Raw genomic sequence first — 25,670 nt, forward strand, 5'->3', positions numbered from 1 at the left:
GACCGCTTCGTCAGTGGCCTCGTCGGGCAGCAGCATTTCGTTATGCGCCTTGCCCGAGGGGATCATCGGGAAGCAGTTGGCGAGGTTCGCCACGCGGCAATCGAAGATGACCGGGCGCTTGACGTCGATCATCTCCTGGATCGCGCCGTCGAGATCACCGGGCTTGTCGCAGGCGATGCCGACGCCGCCATAGGCTTCCGCCAGCTTGACGAAATCGGGCATGGCTTCCGTATAGGAGTTCGACAGGCGGTTGCCATGCAGCAGCTGCTGCCACTGGCGCACCATGCCCATATACTGGTTGTTCAGGATGAAGATCTTGACGGGCAGGTTATACTGGACCGCGCAGCTCATTTCCTGAATGCACATCTGGATCGAGGCGTCGCCCGCGATGTCGATGACGAGGCTGTCGCGATGTGCGACCTGCACGCCGATCGCCGCCGGGAAGCCGTAGCCCATCGTGCCGAGGCCGCCCGAGGTCATCCAGCGGTTCGGCTGCTCGAAGCCATAGAACTGCGCCGCCCACATCTGGTGCTGGCCGACTTCCGTCGTGATGTAGGTGTCGCGGTCCTTGGTCAGCTCATAGAGCCGCTGGATCGCGTATTGCGGCATGATCACGTCGTTGCTCGCCTTGTAGGCAAACGAATTGCGCGCACGCCACTTGGCAATCGATGACCACCAGTCCGCCTGCAGCGACTTGTCGTAATCCTTGGTGCCGGCCCGCCACAGGCGGACGATGTCCTCAAGGACATTGCCGACATCGCCGAGGATCGGAACGTCGACGCGGACGTTCTTGTTGATCGAGGACGGGTCGATATCGATGTGGATCTTCTTCGAGTTCGGCGAAAACGCGTTCAGGCGGCCAGTGATGCGGTCGTCGAAGCGCGCGCCGATGCAGACCATGACGTCGCAGTCATGCATCGCCATGTTCGCCTCGTAGGAACCGTGCATGCCGAGCATGCCCAGCCAGTTCTTGCCCGAGGCCGGATAGGCGCCGAGACCCATCAGCGTCGAGGTGATCGGGAAGCCGGTGATCTCGACCAGTTCACGCAGCAGCCGCGAGGCTTCCGGGCCGGAATTCACGACGCCGCCGCCGGAATAGATGATCGGACGGCGGGCGCCCTTCATCAGGCTGACGGCCGCCTCGATGGCACGGGCGTCGCCCTGGATCTTCGGCTGGTAGCTTTTCTGGACGGGTGCGGCCGACGGCGGCGTGTAGGTGCCGGTGGCGAACTGCACGTCCTTCGGAATATCGACGACGACAGGGCCCGGACGACCGCTCTGCGCGACGCGGAACGCTTCATGGATGATGCGTGCGAGGTCGTTGACGTCCTTGACCAGCCAGTTGTGCTTGGTGCAAGGGCGCGTGATTCCGACCGTGTCGCATTCCTGGAAGGCATCCGAGCCGATGAGCGTGGTCGGAACCTGACCGGTGAGGCAGACGAGCGGGATGGAATCCATCAGCGCATCCTGCAGCGGCGTGACGGCATTCGTCGCACCCGGACCGGACGTGACGAGCATGACGCCGACCTTGCCGGTGGAACGGGCATAGCCTTCGGCCATGTGGCCGGCGCCCTGTTCATGGCGAACGAGAATGTGCTCGATATCGTCCTGCTGGAAGATCTCATCGTAGATCGGCAGCACGGCGCCGCCGGGATAGCCGAAGATATGCTCTACGCCGTTGTCTTTCAGCGCCTGCAAGACAATTTCGGCGCCTGTCATCTGGTTTTCTGTTCCGCTCATCGGTTTCCCGTCCGTCTCTTTCGTATTTCCAGGGGTGCTTATCGAATTTCCGGGCATAAAAAAAGGCCCCTTGGAGGAGCCTGCTTACCGCGCATGGGTGCTTTCGCCGGGTGGTTACACCACCCTGCCCATGCGCGTTCCCACCACAAGAATAACAACCGTCAGATTTTTCATGGCTCGAAGTGTTAGCCACAAAGACAGCGCGCGTCAACGCTTTTCCCGATGCGCCGAAACGGCACGGAACCCGGCGCCGGCGGGAAAAGGTGGCGCAAAGCCGCATCGACACGAAACGTCTTATTAAGCGGCCCCGGCTAGAATTCGCCTTTGATGGCAAGGAGTGCCGTGATTGCTGAACAATGATTTTCAGAAGTCTATAGTGGCAGGCGAACAGGAACGCCGGGACGACGCGTTGCAGGGCAACCGTCTGATGGGTCGTGTCGTGGCCTGCAACGGCTCGCACGCCACGATCAGCGCTGTCGCCGAAAGCGGGCAGACCGCCCTCACCGAACTGTGGGCCGTCGGCCGCCTCATCTCGATTTCCGTCGGCCGCAACCGCGTCGTCGCCCTTGTCTACTCCATGTCCACCGACCAGCAGAGCTGGGTGGAAAACCGCGACACCGTCTTCCGCATCGAAGTCGAGTTGCTCGGCGAAGTCCATGTCGGCCCCGACGGGCGCGAGGAATTTTCCGCCGGCATCACCGACTATCCGCATCTCGGTGCGATCGCGCACCGCATCCGCGCCTCCGACCTCGCCAAGGTCTACGACACCGGCAAGAACGATGTCTGCGCCATCGGCAAGCTGACGCAGGACGAAAGCATCGACGCGACGATCCATGTGCCCTCCATGCTGGAGAAGCACTTCGCCATCGTCGGCACGACCGGCGTCGGCAAGTCGACCGCCATCACGCTTCTGCTGCACAAGGCCATTCAGGCGGATCCGCGCCTGCGTATCCTGATCCTCGACCCGCACAACGAATTCGCCTCCGCCTTCGGCGATCTCGCCGTCGTCATCGACACGGATACGCTTGACCTACCGTTCTGGCTGTTCCGGCTGGAGGAGTTCGCCGAAGTCGTTTTCCGCGGCCGCCCGCCGGTGCCGGAGGAAATGGATATTCTGCGCGACCTCATCCCGGAGGCCAAGCGTGCCTTCCGCGGCGCAAGCGACAACGGCCTGATGCGCCGCACCAGCGAGAAAAGCTCGGTGACCTCGGACACGCCGGTGCCCTTCCGCATCGCAGATCTGCTGGCACTCATCGACGAGCGCATCGGCCGGCTCGAGGGACGGGCGGAAAAGCCGCATCTGCGCTCGCTCAAGGTCAAGATCATGTCTGCGATCAACGACCCGCGCTACCACTTCATGTTCTCCTCGAACACGATCACCGACACGATCCTCGATACGATCGCCCGCATCTTCCGCATTCCCGGTGAAGGCAAACCGGTCACGACCTTCCAGCTCGCCGGTATTCCCTCGGAGGTCGTCAACTCGGTCGCCTCCGTCCTCTGCCGCATGGCCTTCGAAATCGGCCTGTGGAGCAATGGCGGCGTGCATATGCTGGTAGTCTGCGAAGAGGCGCACCGCTATGTGCCGGCCGATCCGAAGCTCGGCTTCATGCCGACGCGCCAGGCCATTGCCCGCATCGCCAAGGAAGGTCGTAAATACGGCGTTTCGCTCGGCATCATCACGCAGCGCCCCGGCGAACTCGATCCGACGATCCTGTCGCAGTGCTCGACGATCTTCGCGATGCGCCTTGCCAACGACCACGACCAGGAAATCATCCGCTCGGCCATTCCCAATTCCTCCTCGTCGACGACGAGCTTCATCTCCTCCATCGGCAATGGCGAAGCGATCGCCTTTGGCGAGGCCGTCGCCGTGCCGATGCGCATGCGCTTCTCCCGCGTCGAGGCAAGCCGCCTGCCCAGGGCGAACGGCACCGGCATGAAGATCACCGACGAGACGCCACAGAGCGTCGATCTGCGCAACATCGTCGCGCGCATGCGCGCCATCACCGGCCCGGATATTTCCGGCTTCCAGAATTCCTATCTCTCCACGCAGGGCCAGGGCGGCACGTTGCCGACCGGCTACGAGGATGCGCCCTACGAGGACGAAGAGGACTATATCGACACGCTGCAGAACGTGGCCCCGCCCCCCCGCCCGGCCGCCGCAGCGCCGATACAGGATCCCTACCGCTCGGTCGCTGCCGCGCCGCCGACGCATGAGCCCTATCGTCCGGACATGCTGCCGGGCGCAGCCAGCGCCTATGACCAGCCGCCGCAGGACCGGTTCGAGTCCATTCGCCGCGAATTGACGACGGAACAGCCGCGCCCGGCGGCCGATCCCTATCGCCAGCCGCCCCGCCCGGCCTTCGGCGAACAGCAGCAGGAGCCGCCACGACGCGAAGGCTCGATCCGCGAACAGCTCCTCAAGAAACCGCTCAGCAGCCTCATCCGCCGTTAATTCGCAGCCAAGGGATCGATCCGCCGCCAGCTCTCGTCGAGCTGGTTGCGGAACCACGTCATCTGGCGCTTGGCATATTGCCGGGTCGCGGCGGCACCGCGCTCGATCACCTCTGCCTCGCGCATCTCGCCTGCCAGCATCGCCGCGATCTGCGGCACGCCGATCGCCTTCATGACCGGCATGGCCGGCGGAAGATCTTGTGCAAGCAGCGCCTTCACCTCGTCCACCGCGCCCGCCTTGAGCATGAGGCCGAAACGCCGTTCGATGCGGGCAGCCAATACCGCGCGGTCCGGCAGCACGACGATCTTCTCCGCCTGCTCCGGATCGATCAAGGCCGGCCCCGACGCCGACTGGAAGGTCGAAATCGACTTGCCCGTCGCCTCGATCACCTCAAGCGCCCGCACGATGCGCTGCCCGTCGCCGACCATCAGCCGCGCCGCCGTTTCCGGGTCACGTTCCGCAAGCTCCCCATGCAGCGCCCCGGCGCCCTCTGCCGCCAGCCGCGCGCGCACCCGCTCGCGGATATCCTCGGGAATCACAGGCATATCCGACAGGCCGCCCGTCAGCGCGCGAAAATAAAGCCCCGTGCCACCGACGATAACCGGTCGTTTGCCGCGTTCCCGTAGTTCCCCCACAAGCGTGGTCGCCTCACGCAGCCAGTCGCCGGTGGAATAGGCGGCGCCGGCTGGCACATGGCCATAGAGGCGATGCTCGATGCCGCCCATATCCTCGAGCTGCGGGCGGGCGGTCAGAACGTTCAGCGTGTCATAGACCTGCATGCTGTCGGCATTGATCACCACGCCGTCATGTTCGGCCGCCAGCCGCACGGCAAGCGCGGACTTGCCGCTGGCCGTCGGGCCCGTTATCAGGATCGCGTCCCGCTTTCGATCAAGGTTTTCCATCATGGCTTTCGTTGCCACGCTTGTCGCCAATCCGTCAAACCCTGTTCTGACCCCAGCGCTCGCCGAAAAGGCGGCCGAGGCCGTCAACGCCTCCGGCCTCTATTGGCTCGCCGACGGCATCGCCTGCGACATCGCGCTGCGCGACGGCAGCGATCCGAGTGAAGCGGGCGGCAAAATCCGCGCCGTCATCGGCGACGCGCCGATCGATCTGGCCGTGCAGGATGCCGAGACACGCCGCAAGAAGCTCCTGATCGCCGACATGGACTCGACGATGATCGGCCAGGAGTGCATCGACGAACTGGCGGCCGAAGTCGGCCTCAAGGACAAGGTCGCGACCATCACCGCCCGCGCCATGAACGGCGAGATCGCTTTCGAGCCCGCGCTTCGCGAGCGCGTCGCCCTGCTCAAAGGCCTGCCGGTCTCGGTGATCGACGAGGTCATCGAAAAGCGCATCACGCTGACGCCGGGCGGGCACGAACTCATCGCCACGATGAAGGCCAAGGGCTATTACACCGCGCTGGTCTCCGGCGGTTTCACCGTCTTTACGAGCCGCATCGCCGCGACCCTCGGCTTCGACGAGAACCGCGCCAACCTGCTTCTCGACGCCGACGGCAAGCTGACCGGCGAAGTCGCCGAACCGATCCTCGGCAAGCAGGCCAAGGTCGATGCGCTGATCGACATCGCGGCCCGCCTCGGCATTTCCCCTGACGAGGCCATGGCCGTCGGCGATGGCGCCAACGACTTGGGCATGCTGCATCTCTCCGGCGCCGGCGTCGCGCTGCACGCCAAGCCCGCTGTCGCGGCGGAGGCGAAAATCCGCATCGACCACGGCGATCTCACGGCGCTGCTCTACCTGCAGGGCTATCGAAAATCCGACTTCGTAACTGGCTGACCCCAAGCAAAAGGCCGCTGAAGCGATGCTCCAACGGCCTGATTCAGTCTTTCCGAGAATGCCGGTAAGTCCCTGACGGGACTCACGTTTGCGTCAGTCGATGCGAACCGTCACATAGCGCAGCGCGCCGGTGTGGTTGGCGATCATCATCAGCGCATTGCGGCGGTCTTCCGATTTCAGCTTGTCGACGCGGGTCGTGACCTCCTCGGCCGTCGTCACCGCTTCCTGGCCGATCTCGACGATCACGTCGCCCGGCACGATGCCGCGCTCGGCCGCGGCTGAATCCGGCGCGACCTCGGTGATGACCACGCCCTTGACGCTTTCGACGATATCAAAGGTCTTGCGGGCATCCGCATCGAGATCGCTGATCGCCATGCCGAGCACCAGATCGGCCTGAACGGGTGCGGCCTTCTCGTCCGTCTCCGGCGTGGTGCCCTCGTCCATTGTGCCTTCGTCCTGCGTCACCTCATCGCCGGCATCCGCCTGCTTCTCACCGTCTTCAAGACGGCCGAGCGTGACCTTGACCGTGATCTCCTTGCCGTCGCGCAAGAGGAGCACATCCACCGCCTTGCCGACGGGGCTTTCGGCAACCACCCGCGGCAGGTCGCGCATCTCGTGCACGTCCTTGCCGTCGAAGCGGGTAATGACGTCACCCGTCTGGATCGAGCCGTTGTCGACCGGGCCGCCCTTGATGATGCCCGCCACCAGCGCGCCCTTGGTCTCCTTCATGCCGAGGCTTTCGGCAATATCGTCGGTGACCGGCTGGATGCGCACGCCGAGCCAGCCGCGCCGCGTCTCGCCGAACTCACGCAGCTGCGTGAAAATGTTCTGTGCCAGTTCCGTCGGCACCGAGAAGCCGATACCGATCGAGCCGCCCGAGGGCGAGATGATCGCCGTGTTGATGCCGATGACCTCGCCATGCATGTTGAACAGCGGACCGCCGGAGTTGCCGCGGTTGATGGCAGCGTCCGTCTGGATGAAGTTATCGTAGGGGCCTGCATTGATGTTGCGGCCGCGCGCCGAGATGATGCCGACCGTTACCGATCCGCCAAGGCCGAACGGATTGCCGATGGCCATCACCCAGTCGCCAATGCGCATGGTGCGGGAATCGCCGAAGGGCACGGCCTTCAGCGGTGCTTTCGGCTCGACCTTGAGGAGCGCGAGGTCGGTCTTCGGGTCGGTGCCGACAAGCTTGGCCTTCAGCTTGGAGCCGTTGGCGAAGTTCACCTCGATATCGTCGGCGCCCTCGATGACGTGGTTGTTCGTCGCGATGAAGCCCGAGGGGTCGATGACGAAGCCGGAACCGAGGGAATTAACCGTCTGGCCCTGATTGCCGCCCTCGCCGCCCTCACCCTTGAAGAATTCGTCGAAGAAATCCTGGAAGGGCGAACCTTCCGGCACCTGCGGAATGGGCGCCTTGTCGTCGCTCTTGACGTTCTGCGAGGTGGAAATGTTGACGACGGCGTCGAGCAGGCTCTCCGCGAGGTCGGCCACGGATTCCGGGCCGTTGTTCGTCGGCTTCACCTGCGCGGCGGCCGGCACGGCGAGTGGTCCTGCCACCAGCGAGAAAGTAACCGCGAGCGCAAGCGCCGCCTTGGCTGCGCTGGACGTCGTCTTCAAAGCCATATCAGGCATCCCCATTCGTTCCGGATCTCACGGCGAGTGTTTGCCCCGGATACGGCAAAAATCAGTCCGCCATGCTGAATTGATGTGAAAGTCATGCCCGTCTTCACGGGTTCCTGCAAGGTCCGCCGTCATGCGCCCCGGATGAACCAGACCATCAGCACGCCGAGCCCGATGGCAAAGAGCCCGCTCGCCCTGAGCTGGTTCTCGGGAACCTGCGGCAGCATTTCCGCCATGCGCCGCAAAACCGAAGGGGCCAGTGCGTACACCAGCCCCTCGATGATCAGGAAGAAGGCGATTCCCGTGAGGAAATCGGCCATGTCGTCAGTTCGCCGTCGCCGGCGTCGTGGCCGTGCCGGTCGTCGTGCCCGTCGCGGTGGATGCGGCAGGCTTGGTGCCGGCGGCGTCCTCGAAGTAGCGGAAGAACTCCGACTGCGGCGACAGCACGAGCGTCGTGTCGGACGCCCCCATCGCTTCCCGGTAGGCGCTCATCGACCGGTAGAAGTCGAAGAAGGCCGGATCCTGCGAGAAGGCTTCGGCGAACACGCGGCTGCGCTCGCCTTCGCCCTCACCGCGCAGGATTTCCGAATCGCGCTGGGCGGCCGCGATGAACTCGACGACCTGACGGTCGGCAATGGCGCGGCGGCGCTGGCCGGCTTCGTTACCGCGGGCGCGGATGAGTTCGGCTTCCGCCAGACGCTCGGCCTTCATGCGGTCGAAGGTCTGCTGCGAGACTTCCTGCGTCAGATCCGTGCGACGGATACGAACGTCGGAAATCGTGAGACCAAGGTTCGAAGCATCGTTGGTCAGTTCGCCACGAACCTCGCGCATCATCGACGCGCGCTCTTCGGAAAGAGCAGACTCGAAGCCACGCAGACCGTAGACCCGGCGCAGAGCCGAATCGAGACGGGTGCGCAGGCGCGATTCCGCCGATTCCCGGTCACCCGAAACGGTTTCGCGGAAGCGGCGGGCATCGGTGATCTTGTAGACCACAAAGGCATCGACCTCGTAGAACTTGCCGCCCGAGACCTGGACGCGGATGTCGTCGAGATCGAAGCGCAGCGCCTGGTCCTGGATGTACTGGACGCTGTCGGCATCCATGAAACCGAAGGGTAGCTTGAAGTAGAGGCCGGGTTCGGACTTGACGTCCTGGATCTGGCCAAAGCGGATGACGATCGCCTGCTGGCGCTCGTTGACGACGAACACTGAGGAATAGGCGATGAACAGGAGAACGCCGATGGCGATCAGGATGGCTGGCAAACGGTTACCCATTACTGCGTGCCTCCTGCCTGCTGGCCGGCCGTGCGGCCAAGCTCATTGAGGGGAAGGAAGGGAACGACGCCCTGTCCGCCCTGCTTTTCATCGATGATGACCTTCTTGGAGTTCTTCATCACGCCTTCCATGGTTTCAAGGAAGAGACGCTTGCGGGTGACATCGGGCGCTGCCTTGTACTGTTCGTAGATGGAAAGGAAGCGTGCCGCCTCACCTTCCGCTTCCTTGACGACGCGGTCCTTATAGGCGGCCGCCTCTTCGCGGATCTGCGCGGACTGACCGCGGGCAAGACCGAGCTTCTGGTTGGCGTACTGGTTGGCCTCTTCGACGAAGCGGTCTTCGTCCTGCTCGGCGCGCTGCACTTCGTCGAACGCATCGGCCACTTCACGCGGCGGGGCGGCGTCTTCGATAGCCACCGTGTTGATCGAGATGCCGGCGCCATAGGCGTCCATGGTCGCCTGGATCGTCGTCTTCACGCCTTCGGCGATCGCCTGACGGTTATCGCGGAAGATGTCCTGCGCCGGACGGCGGCCGACGACTTCGCGCATGGCGCTTTCGGAGACCTGCTGCAGCGTTTCGGCGGGATATTCGAGATTGAAGAGGTAGGCCTGCGGGTCGGTGACCGAATAGAGCACCGAGAACTGCACGTTGACGATGTTCTGATCGCCCGTCAGCATCAGGCCGGAGGCATCGGAATTCGACGCGGCCGCGCGGCGGCCGATATTCTGCTGCTGCTCGGTGATCTTGACGAGTTCGACCGTCTCGAAGGGCCACATGTGGAAGTGCAGGCCCGGCATGGAGATTTCCTGCTTGGGCTTGCCGAAGCGCAGCTCGACGCCGCGCTCGTCCGGCTGTACGGTATAGATGGAGTTCATCAGCCAGAAGACGCCGAGAAGCAGGAGGCCGATCACAACGGCGCCGCCGTTGAAACCGCCGGGCATGACATTCTTCAGCTGGTTCTGGCCACGCCGAATGATTTCCTCAAGGTCCGGCGGGCCGCCATTGCCGCCGCCGCCGCCACGAGGACGGTTCGGACCCTGCCCCCATGGCCCCTGATTGTTTCCACCACCACCGCCGCTGCCGCCGCCACCCCAAGGGCCGCCGCCGCCATTCTGATTGCTCCAGGGCATCAATACCTCTTTCTTTCATGTCCCCTTGGCGCATCTCCGCAAACCGCGAAAATCCGCCATCGATCTGTTGCTGCGCGTTTCGCGGATTGTTTCGCCGCGCAACGCTAGGTGAACCCGTTATAGGTATCCCTCAGGCACCTTTCAACAAATCCACGACGGGATGCGCGCGCGTGCGGCAAAATAGTTCGTGATCGACGCGGATCTGGGGCTTTAAGCCGTGGTTTTCCGGCGCCAGGTGACGAAGCGCATGGCGTGGCTGTCCTTCTCGCCCTGGGGAATGGGCTCCTCGACGACCTTCTCGAACACCGTGGGGTCTATTTCGGGAAATCGCGTATCACCGTCGACGTCAGCTTCGACATGGGTGACATGCAGGATATCCGCCCGGTCGAAGACCTGCGCATAGATCTGCCCGCCGCCGATGACGCAGACCTCGTCGACGCCGAGCTTTTCCGCCTCGCGCCGCGCGGAAACCAGTCCTTCGTCGAGCGAGGAGACCACCTCTGCGCCGGGCGCGGAAAAGGTGTTGTCCCGGGTGATGACAATGTTCGGGCGCCCCGGCAGCGGCCGGCCGATCGAATCCCAGGTCTTGCGGCCCATCAGCACCGGCTTGCCGAGCGTCAGCTGCTTGAAGCGCTTCAGGTCCGACGGCAGGCGCCACGGCAGGTCGCCGTCACGGCCGATGACACCGTTTTTCGCCACGGCAACGACGAGGACGATCTTGACCTGGCTCATGCGGCTTCCCGGAAATCAGACGGCGATGGGCGCCTTGATGGATGAATCGGCTTCGTAGCCGATCAGGGTGAAGTCCTCGAATTTGAAGGAGAAAAGGTCCTTCACATCGGGATTGATCTTCATGAACGGAAGCGGTTTCGGCCGGCGCGTTAGCTGCGTGCGTACCTGCTCGAAATGATTGGCATAGATATGCGCGTCGCCCAGCGTGTGGACGAAATCACCCGACTGCAGCCCCGTCACCTGCGCCACCATCATGGTCAGCAGCGCGTAGGAGGCGATGTTGAACGGCACGCCGAGGAAGATATCCGCCGAGCGCTGGTAAAGCTGGCAGGAGAGCTTGCCGTCCGCCACGTAGAACTGGAACAGGCAATGGCACGGCGGCAGCGCCATCTCGTCGACCAGCGCCGGGTTCCAGGCCGAGACGATGTGGCGGCGGGAGTTCGGATTGCGCTTGATGCTGTCGAGGACGGCGACGATCTGGTCGAGGTGACGGCCGTCATGCGTCGGCCAGGACCGCCACTGGTAGCCATAGACGGGGCCGAGCTCGCCCTTCTCGTCGGCCCACTCGTCCCAGATGGTGACGCCGTTGTCGCGCAGATAGCCGATATTGGTATCGCCCTTCAGGAACCACAGGAGTTCATGGATGATCGAGCGCAGGTGCAGCTTCTTGGTGGTCAGAACCGGAAAACCTTCCGACAGGTCGAAGCGCATCTGATAGCCGAAGACGCCGCGCGTGCCCGTGCCGGTCCGGTCTCCGCGGTCGGAGCCGTTTTCCATCACATGGGCGAGAAGGTCGAGATATTGCTGCATGGTCGCCGCCGATTCGTTGTCCAGCGTGAGATACTAATGCGCGAACGGCGGCGACCAAAGGGCGAAATGGGATTTCCCCGTTTTCCCCAAGGCGGGATGGCTTCTCAGGCCAGCGCGCCGAGTTTTCCGAGTTCCTTTGCGGTCAGGTAGTAGAAGGTGACGCGCGATTTCGTGCGGTCGTCGGCCATCGCCTTGCAGACCGCCTCGACCGCCTTGTCGGCGGCGTCGCCCGTGACGCCGAACTTCTTGCCGCACCACTTCTCCTTGACGCGGTCGAGTTCCGCGGGATCGGAGCAGGAGACCAGCGAGGAGTCGCGGTTGCGCAGCGCGATGCCGAGATGGCTCACGATCTTCTTGACGACGGCCTCGTCGGCACCGCTGTCATATTTGCGGACATCTGCGAGATAATCGGTCATGCTGTCTCCTCTACGATCGACATGCGTGCCGCCATCATGGCGAGCCTGACGCGAGGCCATGGTTTTCCCGTGCTCGCGGCAAGTCAAGCGATAAGAGGCGATGCCGGGCTCGCGCAGGATTTGTACCGGTATTTTTGCAATTTCTGAAGACATACCACGTAGAGGTGTAAGCTGCGGCCGGCAACAGCCATGCCGCTGACCAACGGCGGTAGCGGCAGGTGCGACAGACGGAAGACCATTCGCGGAGATTCTGGCTTGCCTATGGCGCAGCCTCTCTGGCCGTGGCAGCGATGGCGCTCGGCTGGGGTATCTTCTTTGCACTCGGGCACGCTTGGGCCCTCGTCGGCATCGATGTGGCGGTGATCGCCGTCGCCCTCATGAGTTTTCTTCTGGCGCATCGCCGCCAGCTCTCGGCGGCCCTGCTGTTCTCCCAGGTCTCCTTTTTCGTCATCATCCTGGTCTTCTGCCTCGTCTTCGACGTGCCGAATGCGGCAGCGCCGCGCGTCACGCATATCTTCCTGCTGGTCCTGGCGCTGCTCGGCTATATCAACCACCAGCGCGAACGCTCGCACCTCCAAGTCATCATCATCGTGCTCTGCCTCGTGTCCTTCATCGTCTTCTCGAGCACGCATGTTACCGCCCCGGTGACCCAGCCGATCGCAGACGAATTCCGCACCCTCGGCACCTGGGTGAATACGATCATCGCCGTCGCCCTGCTGTGCGGCGGCATCTATGTAATGCAGCTGAAATTCGCGCAGAACCTCGATCAGGCGCGTGATATAAAGGCCGCCCTCACCAACCGGGAATTCGAGCTGTTCTACCAACCGCAGGTGGATGAAGCGGGCAAGGTGTCGGGCGCCGAGGCGCTGCTGCGCCGCAAACGGCAAGGCGGCGGCTATATTTCGCCGGGCGAATTCATTCCCGCCGCAGAACAAGCCGGCTTGATGCCGGCGCTGGGCGACTGGGTGCTGGGCGAGGCCTGCCGGACCCTGGCCTTCTGGCAGCAAGAGGAGGCGACGCGTCACCTGAAACTGTCGGTCAATGTCAGCGTCGACCAGTTCATGAAGGCCGATTTCGTCGAAACCCTGATGGCCCGCATCGCGGCGCGCGACCTCGATCCGACCCGTCTCAAGCTGGAACTCACCGAGAGCATGATGGTCGACGATGTCGATCTCATCGTCGAGAAAATGCGGGCGCTGCGCGCCGCCGGCATCATCCTGTCGCTCGACGATTTCGGCACCGGCTATTCCTCGCTCAGCCACCTGCGCCAACTGCCGATCCACGAAATCAAGATCGACCGGTCCTTCGTGCAGGACGCGCCGCAGAACAAGCGCAACCGGATCCTCTTGAAAAGCATCTTCGACATTGCCCGCATGCTGGAGTTTTCCGTCGTCGCCGAAGGCATCGAGACGAAGGAGCAATTGCTGCTCCTCCAGTCCTTCGGCTGCACCATTTTCCAGGGCTATTATTTCGGCCGGCCCGTCCCGCTCGCCGAATTTCAGAGCCGGTGGGCGAACGACGCCCCGCCGCCTGCCGAACCCGCCTGACGGTAAATCGGAAATACCGTCATAAAACCCTTTTCTTGGGCGCCGGGAATGCCTATATGAAAGGTGCTGCCTCGGCAGCTATGGCAATAAACGGGCGGTGTAATAAACCCATTGGACCCGGGGGCGGTACCCGGCGCCTCCACCAAAAACCGGTCGACCTTGACGGACCGGCTTTTGATGGGGGCGAAATAGGATCGACAAGGGCGTAAAGATCGACTTTTTGCTCGGCATTGTACCACCGTTATCGGGCTAAACTTGTAGTTGCAAACGACAACTATGCGGAAGCTCGTCTCGCTGCTTAATCGCGGTGTGACACTTCACTCAAAGTCCTGACGGGTCGCACCGGCAGGCGGGGTCCGAAGGCACCTGGCAACAGAAGCCTTCACCTTCTCCAATCCGTTGAAATGGTCTATAGCTGTGCCAGATGACTCGTGCCGGAAGGCATGAGATGAGATGCAATGCCTGAATACAAAGGCAGCAGGAAGAAAGACAGGAACGGATGGCGCAAGACCACATTCGCTACGACATTCTCGCCCAGGACGCGCTGCGCAGCGTCATTCGCAAGGTTTTGTCCGAAGTCGCGGTTACCGGCCATCTGCCCGGTGAACACCATTTCTTCATCACCTTCCTGACGAACGCCCCCGGCGTGCGCATCTCGCAGCACCTCAAGGCGAAATATGCCGAGCAGATGACGATCGTCGTGCAGCACCAGTTCTGGGACCTCAAGGTCACCGAGAGCCTGTTCGAGATCGGTCTGTCCTTCTCCGACACGCCGGAAAAGCTGGTCATTCCGTTCAATGCCATCCGCGGTTTCTACGACCCCTCGGTGAGCTTCGAGCTGGAATTCGACGTTCCGGCGGCCGAGGAGGAGGAAGAGCACTCCGCCGAGATCACCGCCTATCCCGCCGTGCCTGAAAAGGCCGAGGACAACGGCGAAGAGCCGACGCCCCCCACCGGCGGCGACGACAACAAGGGCGGCTCGGTCGTCTCGCTCGATTCCTTCCGCAAGAAAAACTGAGTTCTCCGATGAGCGGCGACGTCGTCAATCTTCGCCAGTTCCGCAAGCAGAAGGCCCGCTCCGACAAGGAAAAGCAGGCCGAGCAGAACCGGCTGACCTTCGGTCGCACGAAGGCCGAGAAGACATTGACGCGCGCCCTCAACGAGAAAGCGGAAAAGACCCTCGATCAGGGCCGGCTCGGGCAATCCGGACGGCCCGACGAGACGAAGGACTGAAAGCTTTTCAAGCCTTTGCCGGCAAAACCGGAATCGATCTCCCACACCCTTGAATCGATGCACAAGGCATGATCCGCAAATATTCTACGACCCTGCACGGCCACCGCACGAGCTTTTCGCTGGAGCCGGCCTTCCATGACATGTTGAAGGGCATCGCCGACGGGCGGGCGCTGCCGCTGGCCGCCCTCATCCGCGAGATCGACGACACCCGCGCCGTGGACGATAATCTCTCCTCGGCGCTGCGGCTCTATGTGCTGGAATGGTTGAAGGAACGGGTGGCCGACAGCCCGGTCAGTTGACGCCCGGCAGGCCGTCGAAATTCAGCTGGCCGCCATCGATTGGCGGCAGGTCCTCGCCGCGCTCGACACCTTCGCCCGGCGAGATCAGGCGGCGCTGCCTCGCTTCGTCCTCGGCCTTGCGCGCTTCCTCGGCCGCCCGCTGCTCGGCAAGCCGGCGCGCCTCCTGCTCGGCTTCCTTGAGACGCCGCGCGTCGTCCGCGGCCTTGCGACGCACGCGCTCGGCTTCCTCGGCGGCGGCGCGCGTCGAACGCTCCTGCTCCAGCCGCTCAAGCGCTTCGGCCCTGCGGCGCGCCTCTTCCTCAGCCTGCAAACGTGTCGCCTCGGCAAGGGCCGCCCGCGCCTCGGCACGGGAACGGTAAAGCGCCGCCTCCCGACGCAGGCGCTGTTTTTCCAGCACATTGGCCTGCAAGGTCTCGACCCGCCGGCGCTCCGTCTCGAAGCGGCGCAGCGACAGGAAATTGGCCAGCGGCTGCACGTCCATCTCGAAGCCGGGCGCCTCGACAAGGCCGCGATAGCCGAGCACCACTTCCGGCTCGGCGCCCGCCAGCGCCTCCTCGCCCGCCTTGTAGCTGACGGCAAGACGAGCCGTCATGGTATCACCGGCAAGATCAACATCCGCATCGCCCGTCAGAGCCGCCCTGCCATCCTCGGCCGTCACGCTCTGCACGCGCAGCTTGCCGCCGGCCAGCGCAAAGGGAATGCGCACCTCGCCAAGAGCCGCTTCCTTTTGAAGAACCGCGTCAGCTGTGAAAACCGCGACCCGTTCCGGCGTGACGTCCCCCTCGATACGGTCCGCATTCGCGAGCAGCACCGGCAGCGCCGCCGTATCAAGCCCGCGCAACGTCAGGTCGGAAACACGCACCTCACCGGAGCCGCTCGCGCCTTCCACCATGCTCCGCACGCTCTTGCCGGAGGCATCGACGGCCAGCGTCAAATCCGCCTTGCCGCTGGCGACGGAACCTTGCGGCCCAACCCAGACGATCTTCGACAGATCGGCGCCCGTCAGGCGCGCGCGCGCCTCGAAGAGGCCGTTCTCGTCGGCATTGGCGACCTTGAGACGGCCCGAAAGCCGCCCGCCCAGCCAGCCGCCGTCCATATCGTCAACCGTCAGCTCGCCGCCCTTCCACTGGAGAGTGCTCTTGAAATCCTCCACCGCGCCATAGAGCCCCGGCCAGAAGGAACCGGCCGACAGCGCAACCGAGACATCGGCGGCATCCTGCAACGGCTGCACCAGCGGCGTGGCGTTGAGCCCGCCTTCGACGGCATCCTGCGCCGGACCGGCGACGGCCTCGGCGAGGAAGGCGAAATCGACCGTATCGAAGCGCAGCGCGCCCGTGCCCTTGAGCACGGTCGCGGTGCGATCGAAGGTCAGCGTGCCGGAAAACGCATTGCGATCGGCTTCTCCGGCAATATCCGTAATGGCGATCGCTTCGGGACTGGTCGTCACCGAGGCTTGCAAGGTCATTGGCAGGCCGGCACCCGCCTGCGGCACGGCGATGCCGTTCATCATCAGATAGGGTTCGATATCGTCGCTCTTGGCGCTCACGGCGAGCGTACCGTCGAGGAACCGGTCGGCGGCAAGCATCGCCGTGCCCTTCGCCGAAATCGTCGTGCTGCCGGCATTGAAGGTGGCGGATACCGTCGCCGGTCCCTCCTCCGGCTGCGTCACGCGGAAGGTGGCGCTGCCGTCGGGCTCGGCATCGAAGGGCAGCGGATCGAGCCCGATCTGCCCGGCGAGCACGACGGATTGCGGATTGAACAGGCTGCCCTCCAGCTCGAAGCGGCTGCCGGCCAGGAGATCGACCGGCCTTTCCGCCGAGAGCTTCAATTCCAGGCGCCCCTCGTTGACGGGGCCGGTGACGGTCAGCACCGCCGGCTTGTCCTGCGCCATGGTTGCGCGTATGGAGAGGTCGGCATTGTCGTAATAGCCGGCATTGGCGACGAAACGGTCGAGAAGCGGATGGGCCGGCAGGTGCCGCGCCAGGAGATCGGCGACTGGCCGCATGGCCGCCGCCTTCAGCTTCACATCGATGCCGGCGCTCGGTGCCAGCAGCGTTCCGCCCAGCGTGCCGCTGGCCGACAGCGTCGCGCCCTCGAGCGCGGCGATGTCGAGATGGTTCAGCGTCAGCAGGCCATCCTTCATCGACAGCGCCGCATTGACGCCGTCGGCAGTCTCGCCGAAGGCGGTGAAGCGATCCGCCTTGATATCCAGCGCCATCGCATGGTCGGCCAGCGTGCCGAGCGAGGCATCGCCGGCGACGAGGCCGGTGAGCGCCTGCAGCGATTCCAGTTGCACCTCGTTGCCGCGCAGTTCCAGCGACAGGGTCGGCGGGGCATCGCTACGGGATTCGCGCTCCAGCCGGCCGTTAAGCGACGCGCCGCCAATGGCGATTTCCAGGTTTTCGAAGCGCTGCAATTCGTCGGTCAGGTTCACATCGGCGGAAAAACCCGCCGTCTTCAGCTTGCGGATTTCCGGATCGACGGAGCCGGCAAGCCATGTCGCAAGGCCCGACGGCTGGTTGGACGCGATCAAGAGGTTGCCGACGAAGCCGCGGTTTTCGCGCAATGTCAGCCGCCCCTTCGCCTCCAGTGCGGTGCGTCCCGGCAATTGCGCATCCGCCCGGTCGATGCGCCATCCGTCTCCGTCCGGCTTCACGTCGAGGCGGATCTCTCGCACCGTCGTATCGCCCACCACGACAGCCGGCAGAAAGAGACTGGCGCGGCCCGGCACCTGCGGGATTGGAATATCGGCGGCGATGGCGAGGAGCGCCTGAAGCCGCTGGCGGGCGGAAAGCTGCGGGTCGCGGCCGGTCTTGCCCGTCTCGCCGCTATTGCCGATGCGCGAAACGTCGATCTGCTGGCCATCGGCGATCAACAGGAATTCCGGCGCACGGCCGGTGTCCAGCGTCGCCTCGCCCGTCACCACATAGGGATCGGCGACAGGCCCGGCTTCCAGCCGATATTCCGGAATGCGCACGCGCTCGTTGGAAAGCTCGAATTTGCCGGAGATGCGGATTGGATCGCTCGCCACCTCGCCCTTGGCGCGCGGTTTTTCCGAAACGGTGAAACCGCCCTGATATTGCGGGCGGAAATCGACGATCTTCAGCGCGCCGTCAAGATCGGCGGTGAAGGCGAGACTATCGGGCACGATGCGGGCGCGCATGGACAGCGCGCCATTCTCCACCTGTCCGCTCGACAGCTGGAAGGCACCGCTCTCGCCATCGAGCGCGCCGCGTCCGTCGATGCGCCAGGGACCGGCCAGCGTTTTTGCCGAAACCTGCGCATCGAGCCCGGTGACATGGCGCGTGCGGCCCGTCTGCTCGTCGACGAATTCGATATCGCCGCCGGTAATGGCGACATTTTCGAGAATGACGGTGCGGGCGGGAATATCGGACTTGCGGCCCCGCGCCCAGTCGAGCGTGCCGTCCTGGAAGAGCTTGATCCGCGCCTTCGGCTCCTCGATACGCATATCGAAGATCAGCGCCTCGCCGGAGAGGAAAGGCGCCAGTTCCGCGTCCATCGAGAAGCGCGCGACCTCGACCAGCGGCTTGCCGTCCTCCGGCGAACCGACGCGCACGTCGTTGAGCGTCACGGACGGGAACGGAATGAGGCGGGCGTCGACGCTGCCATGCACGGTGACGGGGCGGCCCATGATGCGGCTCGCCTCACGCTCGAAATCCCGCCGGAAACTTGTCCAGTCGACGAAGAGCGGCGCCAGCAGCGCCGCAAAGAGCGCCACGACCACCAGGCCGCCACCGATAAGCATGATCCTAGAAAGCACGCCGCATGCCTCGAATTCCAATTACTCGCGTCACGATAACGCGAAAGCCCGCTACAGGGTCGAAAAAATCTTGCCGGGGTTGAGAATGTTGTCAGGATCGAGCGCATGCTTGATCTGCTTCATCAAGGTCACCGAGCCGCCGAGTTCCGTCGGCAGGAAGGCCTGCTTGCCCTGCCCGACACCATGTTCGCCCGTGCAGGTGCCATCCATGGAGAGGGCGCGGGCATTGAGACGGCCGACGAAAGCCTCGACCTTTTCGACATGAACGGGATCCTTGTCGTCGAAAACCACGCAGACATGGAAATTGCCGTCGCCGGCATGGCCGACGATCGGCGCCAGCAGACCATGCTCTTCGATGTCGCGCTCGGTCTCCGCCACGCAGTCCGCGAGGCGCGAGATCGGCACGCAGACGTCGGTCGCGATCGCCTCATAGCCGGGACGCAGGGCCTTCGAGGCCCAATAGACATTGTGCCGGGCCTTCCAGAGCTTCGCCCGCTCGTCGGCATCGGCGCTCCAGTGGAATTCCCCGCCGCCGCATTCGGCGGCGATGGCGCCGAACTCTTCCGATTGCAGGCGCACGCTCTCCTCCGTGCCGTGGAACTCCACGAACAGCGTTGGCTGTTCCGGCAGATCAAGGCCGGAATAGGCGTTGCAGGCCTTGATCTGCAAGGTGTTGAGCAATTCGATACGGGCGACGGGAATGCCGAGCTGGATGGTCGTGATCACCGCATTGCTGGCATCCTTCAGCGTGGGAAAACCGCAGATGCCGCCGGCAATGACGGCGGGAATGCCTTGAAGGCGCAATGTGACGGACGTGAGAACGCCGAGCGTACCCTCCGCGCCGACGAGAAGGCGCGTCAGGTCATAGCCGGCGGAGGATTTGCGCGCCCGTCGGGCGGTGCGAATCTCCTCACCGGTCGCGGTGACGGCGGTCAGGGCCAGCACATTGTCCTTCATCGTGCCATAGCGCACGGCATTGGTGCCGGAAGCGCGCGTCGAGGCCATTCCACCGATCGAGGCATTGGCGCCGGGATCGATGGGAAAGAACAGGCCGGTATCGCGCAGATAGACGTTCAGCTCCTCGCGGGTGATGCCAGGCTCGACGGTGCAGTCGAGATCCTCGGCATTCACTTCGAGAACGCGCTTCATATTGCTGAAATCGATCGAGATGCCGCCGAAGGGCGCATTGACCTGCCCTTCCAGCGAAGAGCCGGTGCCGAAGGGAATGACGGGCACCTTGAGGTCCGCGCAAAGCCCGACGACCGCCTTCACCTCCTCGGCATTTTCCACGAAGACGACGGCATCGGGAAGCTGCGCGGGAATATAGGTCGTGGTATGGGCGTGCTGCGTGCGGATCGCCTCGCCGGTCTGCAACCGCGTGCCGAAACGCTCGGAAAGACGGGTTATCGCTTCCGCGATCCCCGCCTCGTTGCGCTGGCCCGTCCTGATATCCGCCAATGCCATGGTAAGGTCCTCACTCTCTGAGGTTTACTCAGCAAATTGGCGCCCGGCTGTCCAGCCGCAATATCCGGTCATGCCCGCATTCCGGCGTGATCACTCGGCTGCCTGCGCCAGAGCCTCGTCTTTCGGCTGCTCCTTCTCGCGGGCGCGCGTCAGCATCTCGGCATGCTGGAGCTCGGCGGCAAGGCGGCGCTCCTCGTCGGCATGCGGGCTGGTGAACCGGGCGATGACGAGATAGGCGACCGGCGTCAGATAGAGCGTCACGACAGTCGCAAGACCGAGGCCGCCGACGAGAACCCAGCCGAGCGAGATGCGCGCCTCCGCGCCCGCCCCACTCGCCAGCACCAGCGGCACCGCACCGACAACGGTGGCGATCATCGTCATCAGCACCGGACGCAGGCGGATGTTCGAGGCATTCTCTATGGCGCTGCGGATATCCTGGCCCTGGTCGCGCAGCTGGTTGGCGAATTCGACGATCAGAATGCCGTTCTTCGCCATGATGCCGACGAGTAGCACGAGGCCGATCTGACTGTAGATATTGAGCGTCGTGCCGGTCAGGATCATCGCGAAGACGGCGCAGGCAAGCCCCAGCGGCACCGTCACCATGATGATGACGGCGCTGACGAAACTTTCGAACTGCGCCGAAAGCACCAGGAAGATGATGGCGATGGCGAAGCCGAAGGTGATGACGAGGCCGCTCGAATTCTCCTGCAGCGATGCGGCTTCCGCCATCGGCATCAGACGCGAGCCCTCGGGCAGCAGCGGCTGCGCCATCTCCTCGACCATGGCGAGCGCGTCGCCGAGTGCCAGACCGTCCTTGAGGCCGGCGGAGAGCGAGACGGCGCGTAGCTGCTGCTCGCGAGAAAGCTGCGGCGCAACGGCTTTCTCCTCCAGGGACGCGATGGAGGACATCGGCACGATCTTGCCGTCGCCGGTCTTAAGGAAGATGTTTTCGAGGTCCATCGGATCGTTGATGGGCGTCGTGGTGGAGGACAGCTTGACCGGGTAGGACTGCCCGTCGACATAAATATCGACGACGCTCGTGCCCTCCAGCATCGCCTGCAAGGCAGCTGAAAGGCCCGTGATGTCGATGCCGAGATCGGCCGCGCGCTCACGGTCGACGGTCACGGAAAGCTGCGCCTGATTGGCCTCGTAATTGAGGCGGACGTTTTCGAACCGGCCGCTGTCCTGGATCTTGCGCACCAGCTCCGCCGCCGCGTTGCCGAGCTTGGTATAGTCGTTGCCGACAAGCGCGACCTGCAGGCCGTTGCCGGCGCCGCGAATGCCGAGGCTGTTGGGCTGCTGCGCGAAGGCGCGCACCGAGGGCACCTCGGCGACGGCCTTATTGATATCCTGCACGATCTGCTGCTGCGAGCGTTCGCGCTCGCTCCACGGCGCCAGCGTCAGCACCATGAAGCCGCTGTTGGTCGAGCCGCCCTGCCCGGAGATCGAGAAGACGTTGACGATCTCGCCGCCGTCATAGAGCGGACGCAGCTTGTCTTCGATGATCTTCATCTGGTCCTGCGCGTATTCCAGCGACACGCCCTGCGGCGCGTTGATGCGCAGCATCACCATCGAACGGTCCTCGGTCGGCGTCAGCTCGGACTTGATGGTGAAGAACGAGGTGGCGCCCGCCGCCGTGAAGAGCAGCGCGACGATGAAGACGATGAAGGGTGCACCGAGGCAGGCGCTGAGCGAGGCGCGGTAGAAGCGCGAGGCGGCTCCGCCGATGCGCGCGAGGATGCCGGTAGGTTCATGCGTCATGTCCTTCGTCAGCAGGCGCGAGGCGAGCATCGGGCAGAGCGTCAGTGCCACGAAGGAGGAGAGCAGGATGGCGAAGGCGAGCACGAAGCCGAATTCGCGGAAAAGCCGCCCCGCCTGGCCGGGCAGGAAGGAGAGCGGCACGAACACGGCGGCGAGCGTGGCGGTCGTCGCGATGACCGCGAAGAACACTTCCAGCGTGCCGAGAATGGCGGCGGCGCGCGGCTTCAGGCCTTCTGCCCGGCGGCGCACGATGTTTTCCAGCACCACGATGGCGTCGTCCACCACGAGACCCGTCGCCAGCACGATGGCCAGCAGCGTCAGGATGTTGACGGAGAAGCCCGCCATATAGATCGCCGCGATGGTGCCGATCAGCGCGATCGGCATGCTGATCGTCGGGATGAGCGTGGCGCGCCAGTCGAGCAGGAAGAGATAGATGACGAGCGTCACGATCAGGACGGCGACGACGAGCGCAATCTCCACCTCGTGGATCGCGCCATCGATGAAGAAGGCGTCGTCGCTGGTGATCTTGATCTGCGTGCCCTCGGGCAGGATCGTGCCGAACTGCGCCACCATCTGCTTGACGCCGGCGGAGATGTCGAGCGTGTTCGACTGCGCCTGGCGGATGATGCCGAGGCCGATGCCCTGCCGCCCGTTCGAGCGCAGCGCCGTCGAACCCTCGTCGGGGCCGAGCGTGACCATGGCGACATCGCCGAGGCGCACGTGGTTTTTCAGGATGAGGTTTTCGAAGTCGGACGGCTTGGTCAAATCCGCCGTGGCGCGGACCGTGATGTCCTGGCTCTGGCTCTTCAGCGAACCGGCCGGCACGTCGAAGGCGGCGGTCGCAAGCGCATTGCGCAGATCGGCCACCGTCAGACCCCGAGCGGCAAGCTTCGCCTGATCGACATCGACGCGAAAGATCTTCTCCTGGTCACCATAGACGGCGACGTCGGCGACGCCCTCGACGGAGGCAAGCCGGTCGGTGATCTCGTTTTCGGCCAGCAGCGTCAGGTCTTCCAGCGAGAGCGTGTCGGAGGTCAGCGCAAGGCGCATGATCGGCTGACTGTCCGCATCGGCCTTCACGACGCGCGGATCGTCGGCATCGTCGGGCAGCTGGTTCGTCACGCGGCCGAGCGCGTCGCGCACGTCGTTGGCAGCTTGGTTGATGTCCGTCGTGTCGGAAAATTCCAGCGTCACGCGGCTGCGGCCGAAGGAGGAGACGGAGGAAATCTTCTTGATGCCCTGCACGCGCGAAACGCCACCCTCGATGACATCGGTGAGCTCACGGTCGATGGTTTCCGGCGATGCACCGTCGAAATCGGTGGTGACGCTGATGACCGGTTGATCGACGGAGGGCAGTTCGCGGATTTCGACGCCGGTGAAGGCGGCAAGGCCGGCAATGATGATCAACGTGTTGAGCACGAGGGCCAGGATCGGCCGGCGAATGAAAAGCGCGGTAAAGCCCGCCTTGCCGCCATCGTTCATTCCGCTCGCCTCGCCCGACATCACGTGCCCTCCGCGACGGCGGGTTTATCCTTGGTGGCACGCTCCTGCGCCGTGCGCACCGCGCCACCCGGCCGGAGCGTCTGCACGCCTTCGGTCACGACGGCGTCCCCCTCGGCAAGCTCGGCCTTGACCAGCACCTTGTCGGGATTGCGCTGCACGATATGGACGGGCACGCGCTCCGCCTTGTCGCCCTTCACGCGCCAGACATAGGAACCGTCGGCGCTCCATTGCAGCGACAACGGATCGACGCTTGGGTAGAGATCGCCGGCAAAGCGCATGGTCACCTGGAAGGACATGCCGGCGCGCAGCACGTCGTCGGGATTGGGTATGCGCGCGCGGACGCGCAGCGTGCGGCTTTCCTGGTCGATGCGGTTGTCGATCGCCTGCACCGTGCCGGTGAAAGTCTCGCCCGGCCGCGCAACGGCCGTGGCACTCACTTCCCCGCCGACCTTGACGCTGACGGCGAAGCGCTCCGGCACCCAGTAGTCGACAAGAATTTCCGAGCGGTCGTCGATGCGGGCAATGGCGGTGGAGGTTGTGACATAGTCGCCGGGATTGACGGAGATGATGCCGACCACGCCGCCATAGGGGGCCGTGATATCGCGGCGGCGCAGCGTCAATTCGGCATTGCGCAGAGCGAGCTCGGCGGCCTTCAACGCGGTCTGCGCATCCTGAATGTCGGCCGTACTGGTGGAGGACCGCAGGTTTTCCAGGCGTTTCAACTTCTGCTGGGCCGCCTCGACGGTGACGCGGGCCTGATCGGCGGCGATCTTCTGCTCGTCGCTGTCGAGCCGGGCGATGACCGCCCCCTGCTCCACCCGCGTGCCGGATTCGACGAGAACTTCTGTAAGATTGCCGGTGGCATAGGGCGTTACCGTCACCGTGCGGATCGCCTCGCCGTCGCCGATGGCGTTCAGCCGGTCGTTGACGATTGCCATGGCAACCGGCTTGGTGGCGACCAGCGTCGGCCCGCCGCCGAAACCGCCGCGACGCCCGCCGCCCTGATTTCCACCATCCGCCTTTTCATCGGAAGCCGGCGCGATGGCCGCGACGAGCGGTGCCGGCAGGCCGGCGGCCGTCAGCACTCCGTTTGCACCGGGCGCGAAGCGACCCCAGAGCAGGACCCCGGCCGAAATGACGCCAAGGCCGATAAGGAGCTGTTTCCAAACCCGCATGCACTCTCTCTCCGATGGAAGCGAACCGTCACCTTTTGCAGTGCGACATAGGGCAAGTATCCCGTTTTGGAAATGAACCGGCAATGAAAGAATCGGATCATTACGGAATTGTAAGATTGAAGGTTCGATCCGTTACCGAAATGTAAGAAAACGTGGAGAAATCTTCCCCCGACGCCTCCTATCCGAGTATGGGCGTGACTGGACGCTCCTTTCCCTTGTGATAGCATTTCTGTCGGCCCACGGGCCGCGAACTATTTCAGTATTCTTTCATAAGCCTATTGAACGAGAGGGGAAACCATGTGCGACGCTTGCATTATTGACTCTGTGAAATCCCGCATGCTTTCGAGACGTAGCTTCTTCCACGCCGCCGCCGCGGGCGGGGCCGCCGTTGCCGCCGCAAGTTCCGGTGCGCTGAGTCCGGCACTCGCCCAGGCGCCATCGAAGGTGATGGACCTGACACACGAGCTCTACGAGGACTTTCCGACCTTCTTCGGCCAGCAGCAGTTCTGGCGCGAGCAGAAGTTCAATTACAAAGAACACAAGTTCAACCTGTTCGAGCTGCGCGTCAACGAACACACCGGCACCCATCTCGATGCGCCGCTACACTTTTCCGAGGACGGCACGTCGGTCGCCGAAATCCCGGTCTCCGACCTCGTCGTGCCGCTTGCCGTCATCGACATCAGGGCGAAGGCGGATGCCAGCCCGGATGCGCAGCTGACGCCCGACGACATCAAGGCCTGGATCGCAGCCAATGGCGACCTGCCGGAGAAAGCCTGCGTGGCGCTCAATTCCGGCTGGGGCAAACATCTCGGCACCGACAAGTTCCGCAATGCCGATGCCGAGGGCAAGATGCACTTCCCCGGCTTCCATGTCGAAGCGGTGCAGTATCTCGCGGAAAATTCCAGCACCGTCGGCATCGCCGTCGATACGCTCTC

General features: G+C 63.9%; 20 protein-coding genes and 1 other RNA gene. 8 read left to right on the forward strand and 13 right to left on the reverse strand.

Going from position 1 to position 25,670, the window contains the following annotated elements; translation table 11 throughout:
* A partial coding sequence (locus tag ACOZKU_RS19570) for an acetolactate synthase 3 large subunit (protein WP_421580270.1) occupies positions 1-1,740 on the reverse strand: 1,740 nt, incomplete at its 3' end.
* Between the two features lie 346 nt (positions 1,741-2,086).
* Between ACOZKU_RS19570 and ACOZKU_RS19575 the strand changes: the two genes are divergently transcribed.
* Entirely contained in the window at positions 2,087-4,195 is a 2,109-nt protein-coding gene (locus ACOZKU_RS19575; RefSeq protein ID WP_421580271.1) for an ATP-binding protein, read from the forward strand.
* Here the strand turns inward: ACOZKU_RS19575 and miaA are convergent.
* Positions 4,192-5,100, reverse strand: coding sequence for a tRNA (adenosine(37)-N6)-dimethylallyltransferase MiaA (gene miaA / locus ACOZKU_RS19580; protein ID WP_421580286.1), 909 nt, complete (start codon positions 5,098-5,100; stop codon positions 4,192-4,194). The genes ACOZKU_RS19575 and miaA overlap by 4 nt on opposite strands.
* Here miaA and serB point away from each other — a divergent pair.
* Entirely contained in the window at positions 5,099-5,989 is an 891-nt protein-coding gene (serB, locus tag ACOZKU_RS19585; protein ID WP_421580272.1) for a phosphoserine phosphatase SerB, read from the forward strand. The two genes, miaA and serB, sit on opposite strands and share 2 nt — an antisense overlap.
* Positions 5,990-6,082: 93 nt before the next feature.
* Here serB and ACOZKU_RS19590 read toward each other — a convergent pair whose 3' ends face one another.
* The 7 genes from ACOZKU_RS19590 to ACOZKU_RS19620 all read right to left on the reverse strand — a co-directional run bounded on the left by ACOZKU_RS19590 (position 6,083) and on the right by ACOZKU_RS19620 (position 11,972).
* Positions 6,083-7,630 carry a DegQ family serine endoprotease gene (locus ACOZKU_RS19590; protein WP_421580273.1) on the reverse strand — a complete coding sequence of 516 codons (1,548 nt, stop codon included), beginning with the start codon at positions 7,628-7,630 and terminating at the stop codon, positions 6,083-6,085.
* 113 nt (positions 7,631-7,743) lie between these two features.
* Positions 7,744-7,932 (reverse strand): DUF2065 domain-containing protein, encoded by a 189-nt coding sequence (locus tag ACOZKU_RS19595; RefSeq protein ID WP_298099516.1) that lies wholly within the window; start codon positions 7,930-7,932, stop codon positions 7,744-7,746.
* Between the two features lie 4 nt (positions 7,933-7,936).
* A complete protein-coding gene (hflC, locus tag ACOZKU_RS19600; RefSeq protein ID WP_421580274.1) occupies positions 7,937-8,884 on the reverse strand; it encodes a protease modulator HflC in 948 nt (315 codons plus the stop codon).
* Positions 8,884-10,014, reverse strand: a complete 1,131-nt coding sequence (gene hflK / locus ACOZKU_RS19605; RefSeq protein WP_421580275.1) for an FtsH protease activity modulator HflK — start codon at positions 10,012-10,014, stop codon at positions 8,884-8,886. The genes hflC and hflK overlap by 1 nt, the downstream gene beginning before the upstream one ends.
* Positions 10,015-10,224: 210 nt before the next feature.
* The gene (locus tag ACOZKU_RS19610; protein ID WP_421580276.1) at positions 10,225-10,746 is read right to left on the reverse strand and encodes a dihydrofolate reductase; all 522 of its coding nucleotides are present in this window, start codon (positions 10,744-10,746) and stop codon (positions 10,225-10,227) included.
* 15 nt (positions 10,747-10,761) lie between these two features.
* The gene (locus tag ACOZKU_RS19615) at positions 10,762-11,556 is read right to left on the reverse strand and encodes a thymidylate synthase (protein ID WP_421580277.1); all 795 of its coding nucleotides are present in this window, start codon (positions 11,554-11,556) and stop codon (positions 10,762-10,764) included.
* A gap of 104 nt (positions 11,557-11,660) precedes the next feature.
* Positions 11,661-11,972 carry a DUF2853 family protein gene (locus tag ACOZKU_RS19620; RefSeq protein ID WP_421580278.1) on the reverse strand — a complete coding sequence of 104 codons (312 nt, stop codon included), beginning with the start codon at positions 11,970-11,972 and terminating at the stop codon, positions 11,661-11,663.
* A gap of 218 nt (positions 11,973-12,190) precedes the next feature.
* On the opposite strand from ACOZKU_RS19620, the gene ACOZKU_RS19625 reads away from it, so the two are divergent.
* From ACOZKU_RS19625 to ACOZKU_RS19645, 5 genes are all read left to right on the forward strand, one after another.
* On the forward strand, positions 12,191-13,519 hold the full coding sequence (locus ACOZKU_RS19625) for a putative bifunctional diguanylate cyclase/phosphodiesterase (protein WP_421580279.1): 1,329 nt from the start codon (positions 12,191-12,193) through the stop codon (positions 13,517-13,519).
* 26 nt (positions 13,520-13,545) lie between these two features.
* Positions 13,546-13,906: a transfer-messenger RNA gene (gene ssrA, locus ACOZKU_RS19630) on the forward strand.
* A 112-nt stretch (positions 13,907-14,018) separates the two neighbouring features.
* Positions 14,019-14,537 (forward strand): SspB family protein, encoded by a 519-nt coding sequence (locus tag ACOZKU_RS19635; protein ID WP_314084806.1) that lies wholly within the window; start codon positions 14,019-14,021, stop codon positions 14,535-14,537.
* An 8-nt stretch (positions 14,538-14,545) separates the two neighbouring features.
* On the forward strand, positions 14,546-14,752 hold the full coding sequence (locus ACOZKU_RS19640) for a DUF4169 family protein (RefSeq protein WP_421580280.1): 207 nt from the start codon (positions 14,546-14,548) through the stop codon (positions 14,750-14,752).
* A gap of 68 nt (positions 14,753-14,820) precedes the next feature.
* The gene (locus ACOZKU_RS19645) at positions 14,821-15,051 is read left to right on the forward strand and encodes a ribbon-helix-helix domain-containing protein (RefSeq protein ID WP_117366477.1); all 231 of its coding nucleotides are present in this window, start codon (positions 14,821-14,823) and stop codon (positions 15,049-15,051) included.
* On the opposite strand, the gene ACOZKU_RS19650 is transcribed toward ACOZKU_RS19645, so the two are convergent.
* From ACOZKU_RS19650 to ACOZKU_RS19665, 4 genes are all read right to left on the reverse strand, one after another.
* Positions 15,044-18,817: an AsmA-like C-terminal region-containing protein gene (locus ACOZKU_RS19650; protein WP_421580281.1), complete on the reverse strand. Its 3,774-nt coding sequence runs from the start codon at positions 18,815-18,817 to the stop codon at positions 15,044-15,046. The genes ACOZKU_RS19645 and ACOZKU_RS19650 overlap by 8 nt on opposite strands.
* A 66-nt stretch (positions 18,818-18,883) precedes the next feature.
* On the reverse strand, positions 18,884-20,296 hold the full coding sequence (locus ACOZKU_RS19655; RefSeq protein ID WP_421580282.1) for an FAD-binding oxidoreductase: 1,413 nt from the start codon (positions 20,294-20,296) through the stop codon (positions 18,884-18,886).
* 90 nt (positions 20,297-20,386) lie between these two features.
* Positions 20,387-23,560, reverse strand: a complete 3,174-nt coding sequence (locus ACOZKU_RS19660; protein ID WP_421580283.1) for an efflux RND transporter permease subunit — start codon at positions 23,558-23,560, stop codon at positions 20,387-20,389.
* On the reverse strand, positions 23,560-24,735 hold the full coding sequence (locus tag ACOZKU_RS19665) for an efflux RND transporter periplasmic adaptor subunit (RefSeq protein WP_421580284.1): 1,176 nt from the start codon (positions 24,733-24,735) through the stop codon (positions 23,560-23,562). Before ACOZKU_RS19665 ends, ACOZKU_RS19660 begins: the two co-directional genes overlap by 1 nt.
* A gap of 297 nt (positions 24,736-25,032) precedes the next feature.
* Here ACOZKU_RS19665 and ACOZKU_RS19670 point away from each other — a divergent pair.
* A partial coding sequence (locus ACOZKU_RS19670; RefSeq protein WP_421580285.1) for a cyclase family protein occupies positions 25,033-25,670 on the forward strand: 638 nt, incomplete at its 3' end.

Origin of the sequence: Shinella sp. M31 (assembly GCF_049199205.1) — a bacterium.
Classification (GTDB): Bacteria; Pseudomonadota; Alphaproteobacteria; order Rhizobiales; family Rhizobiaceae; genus Shinella.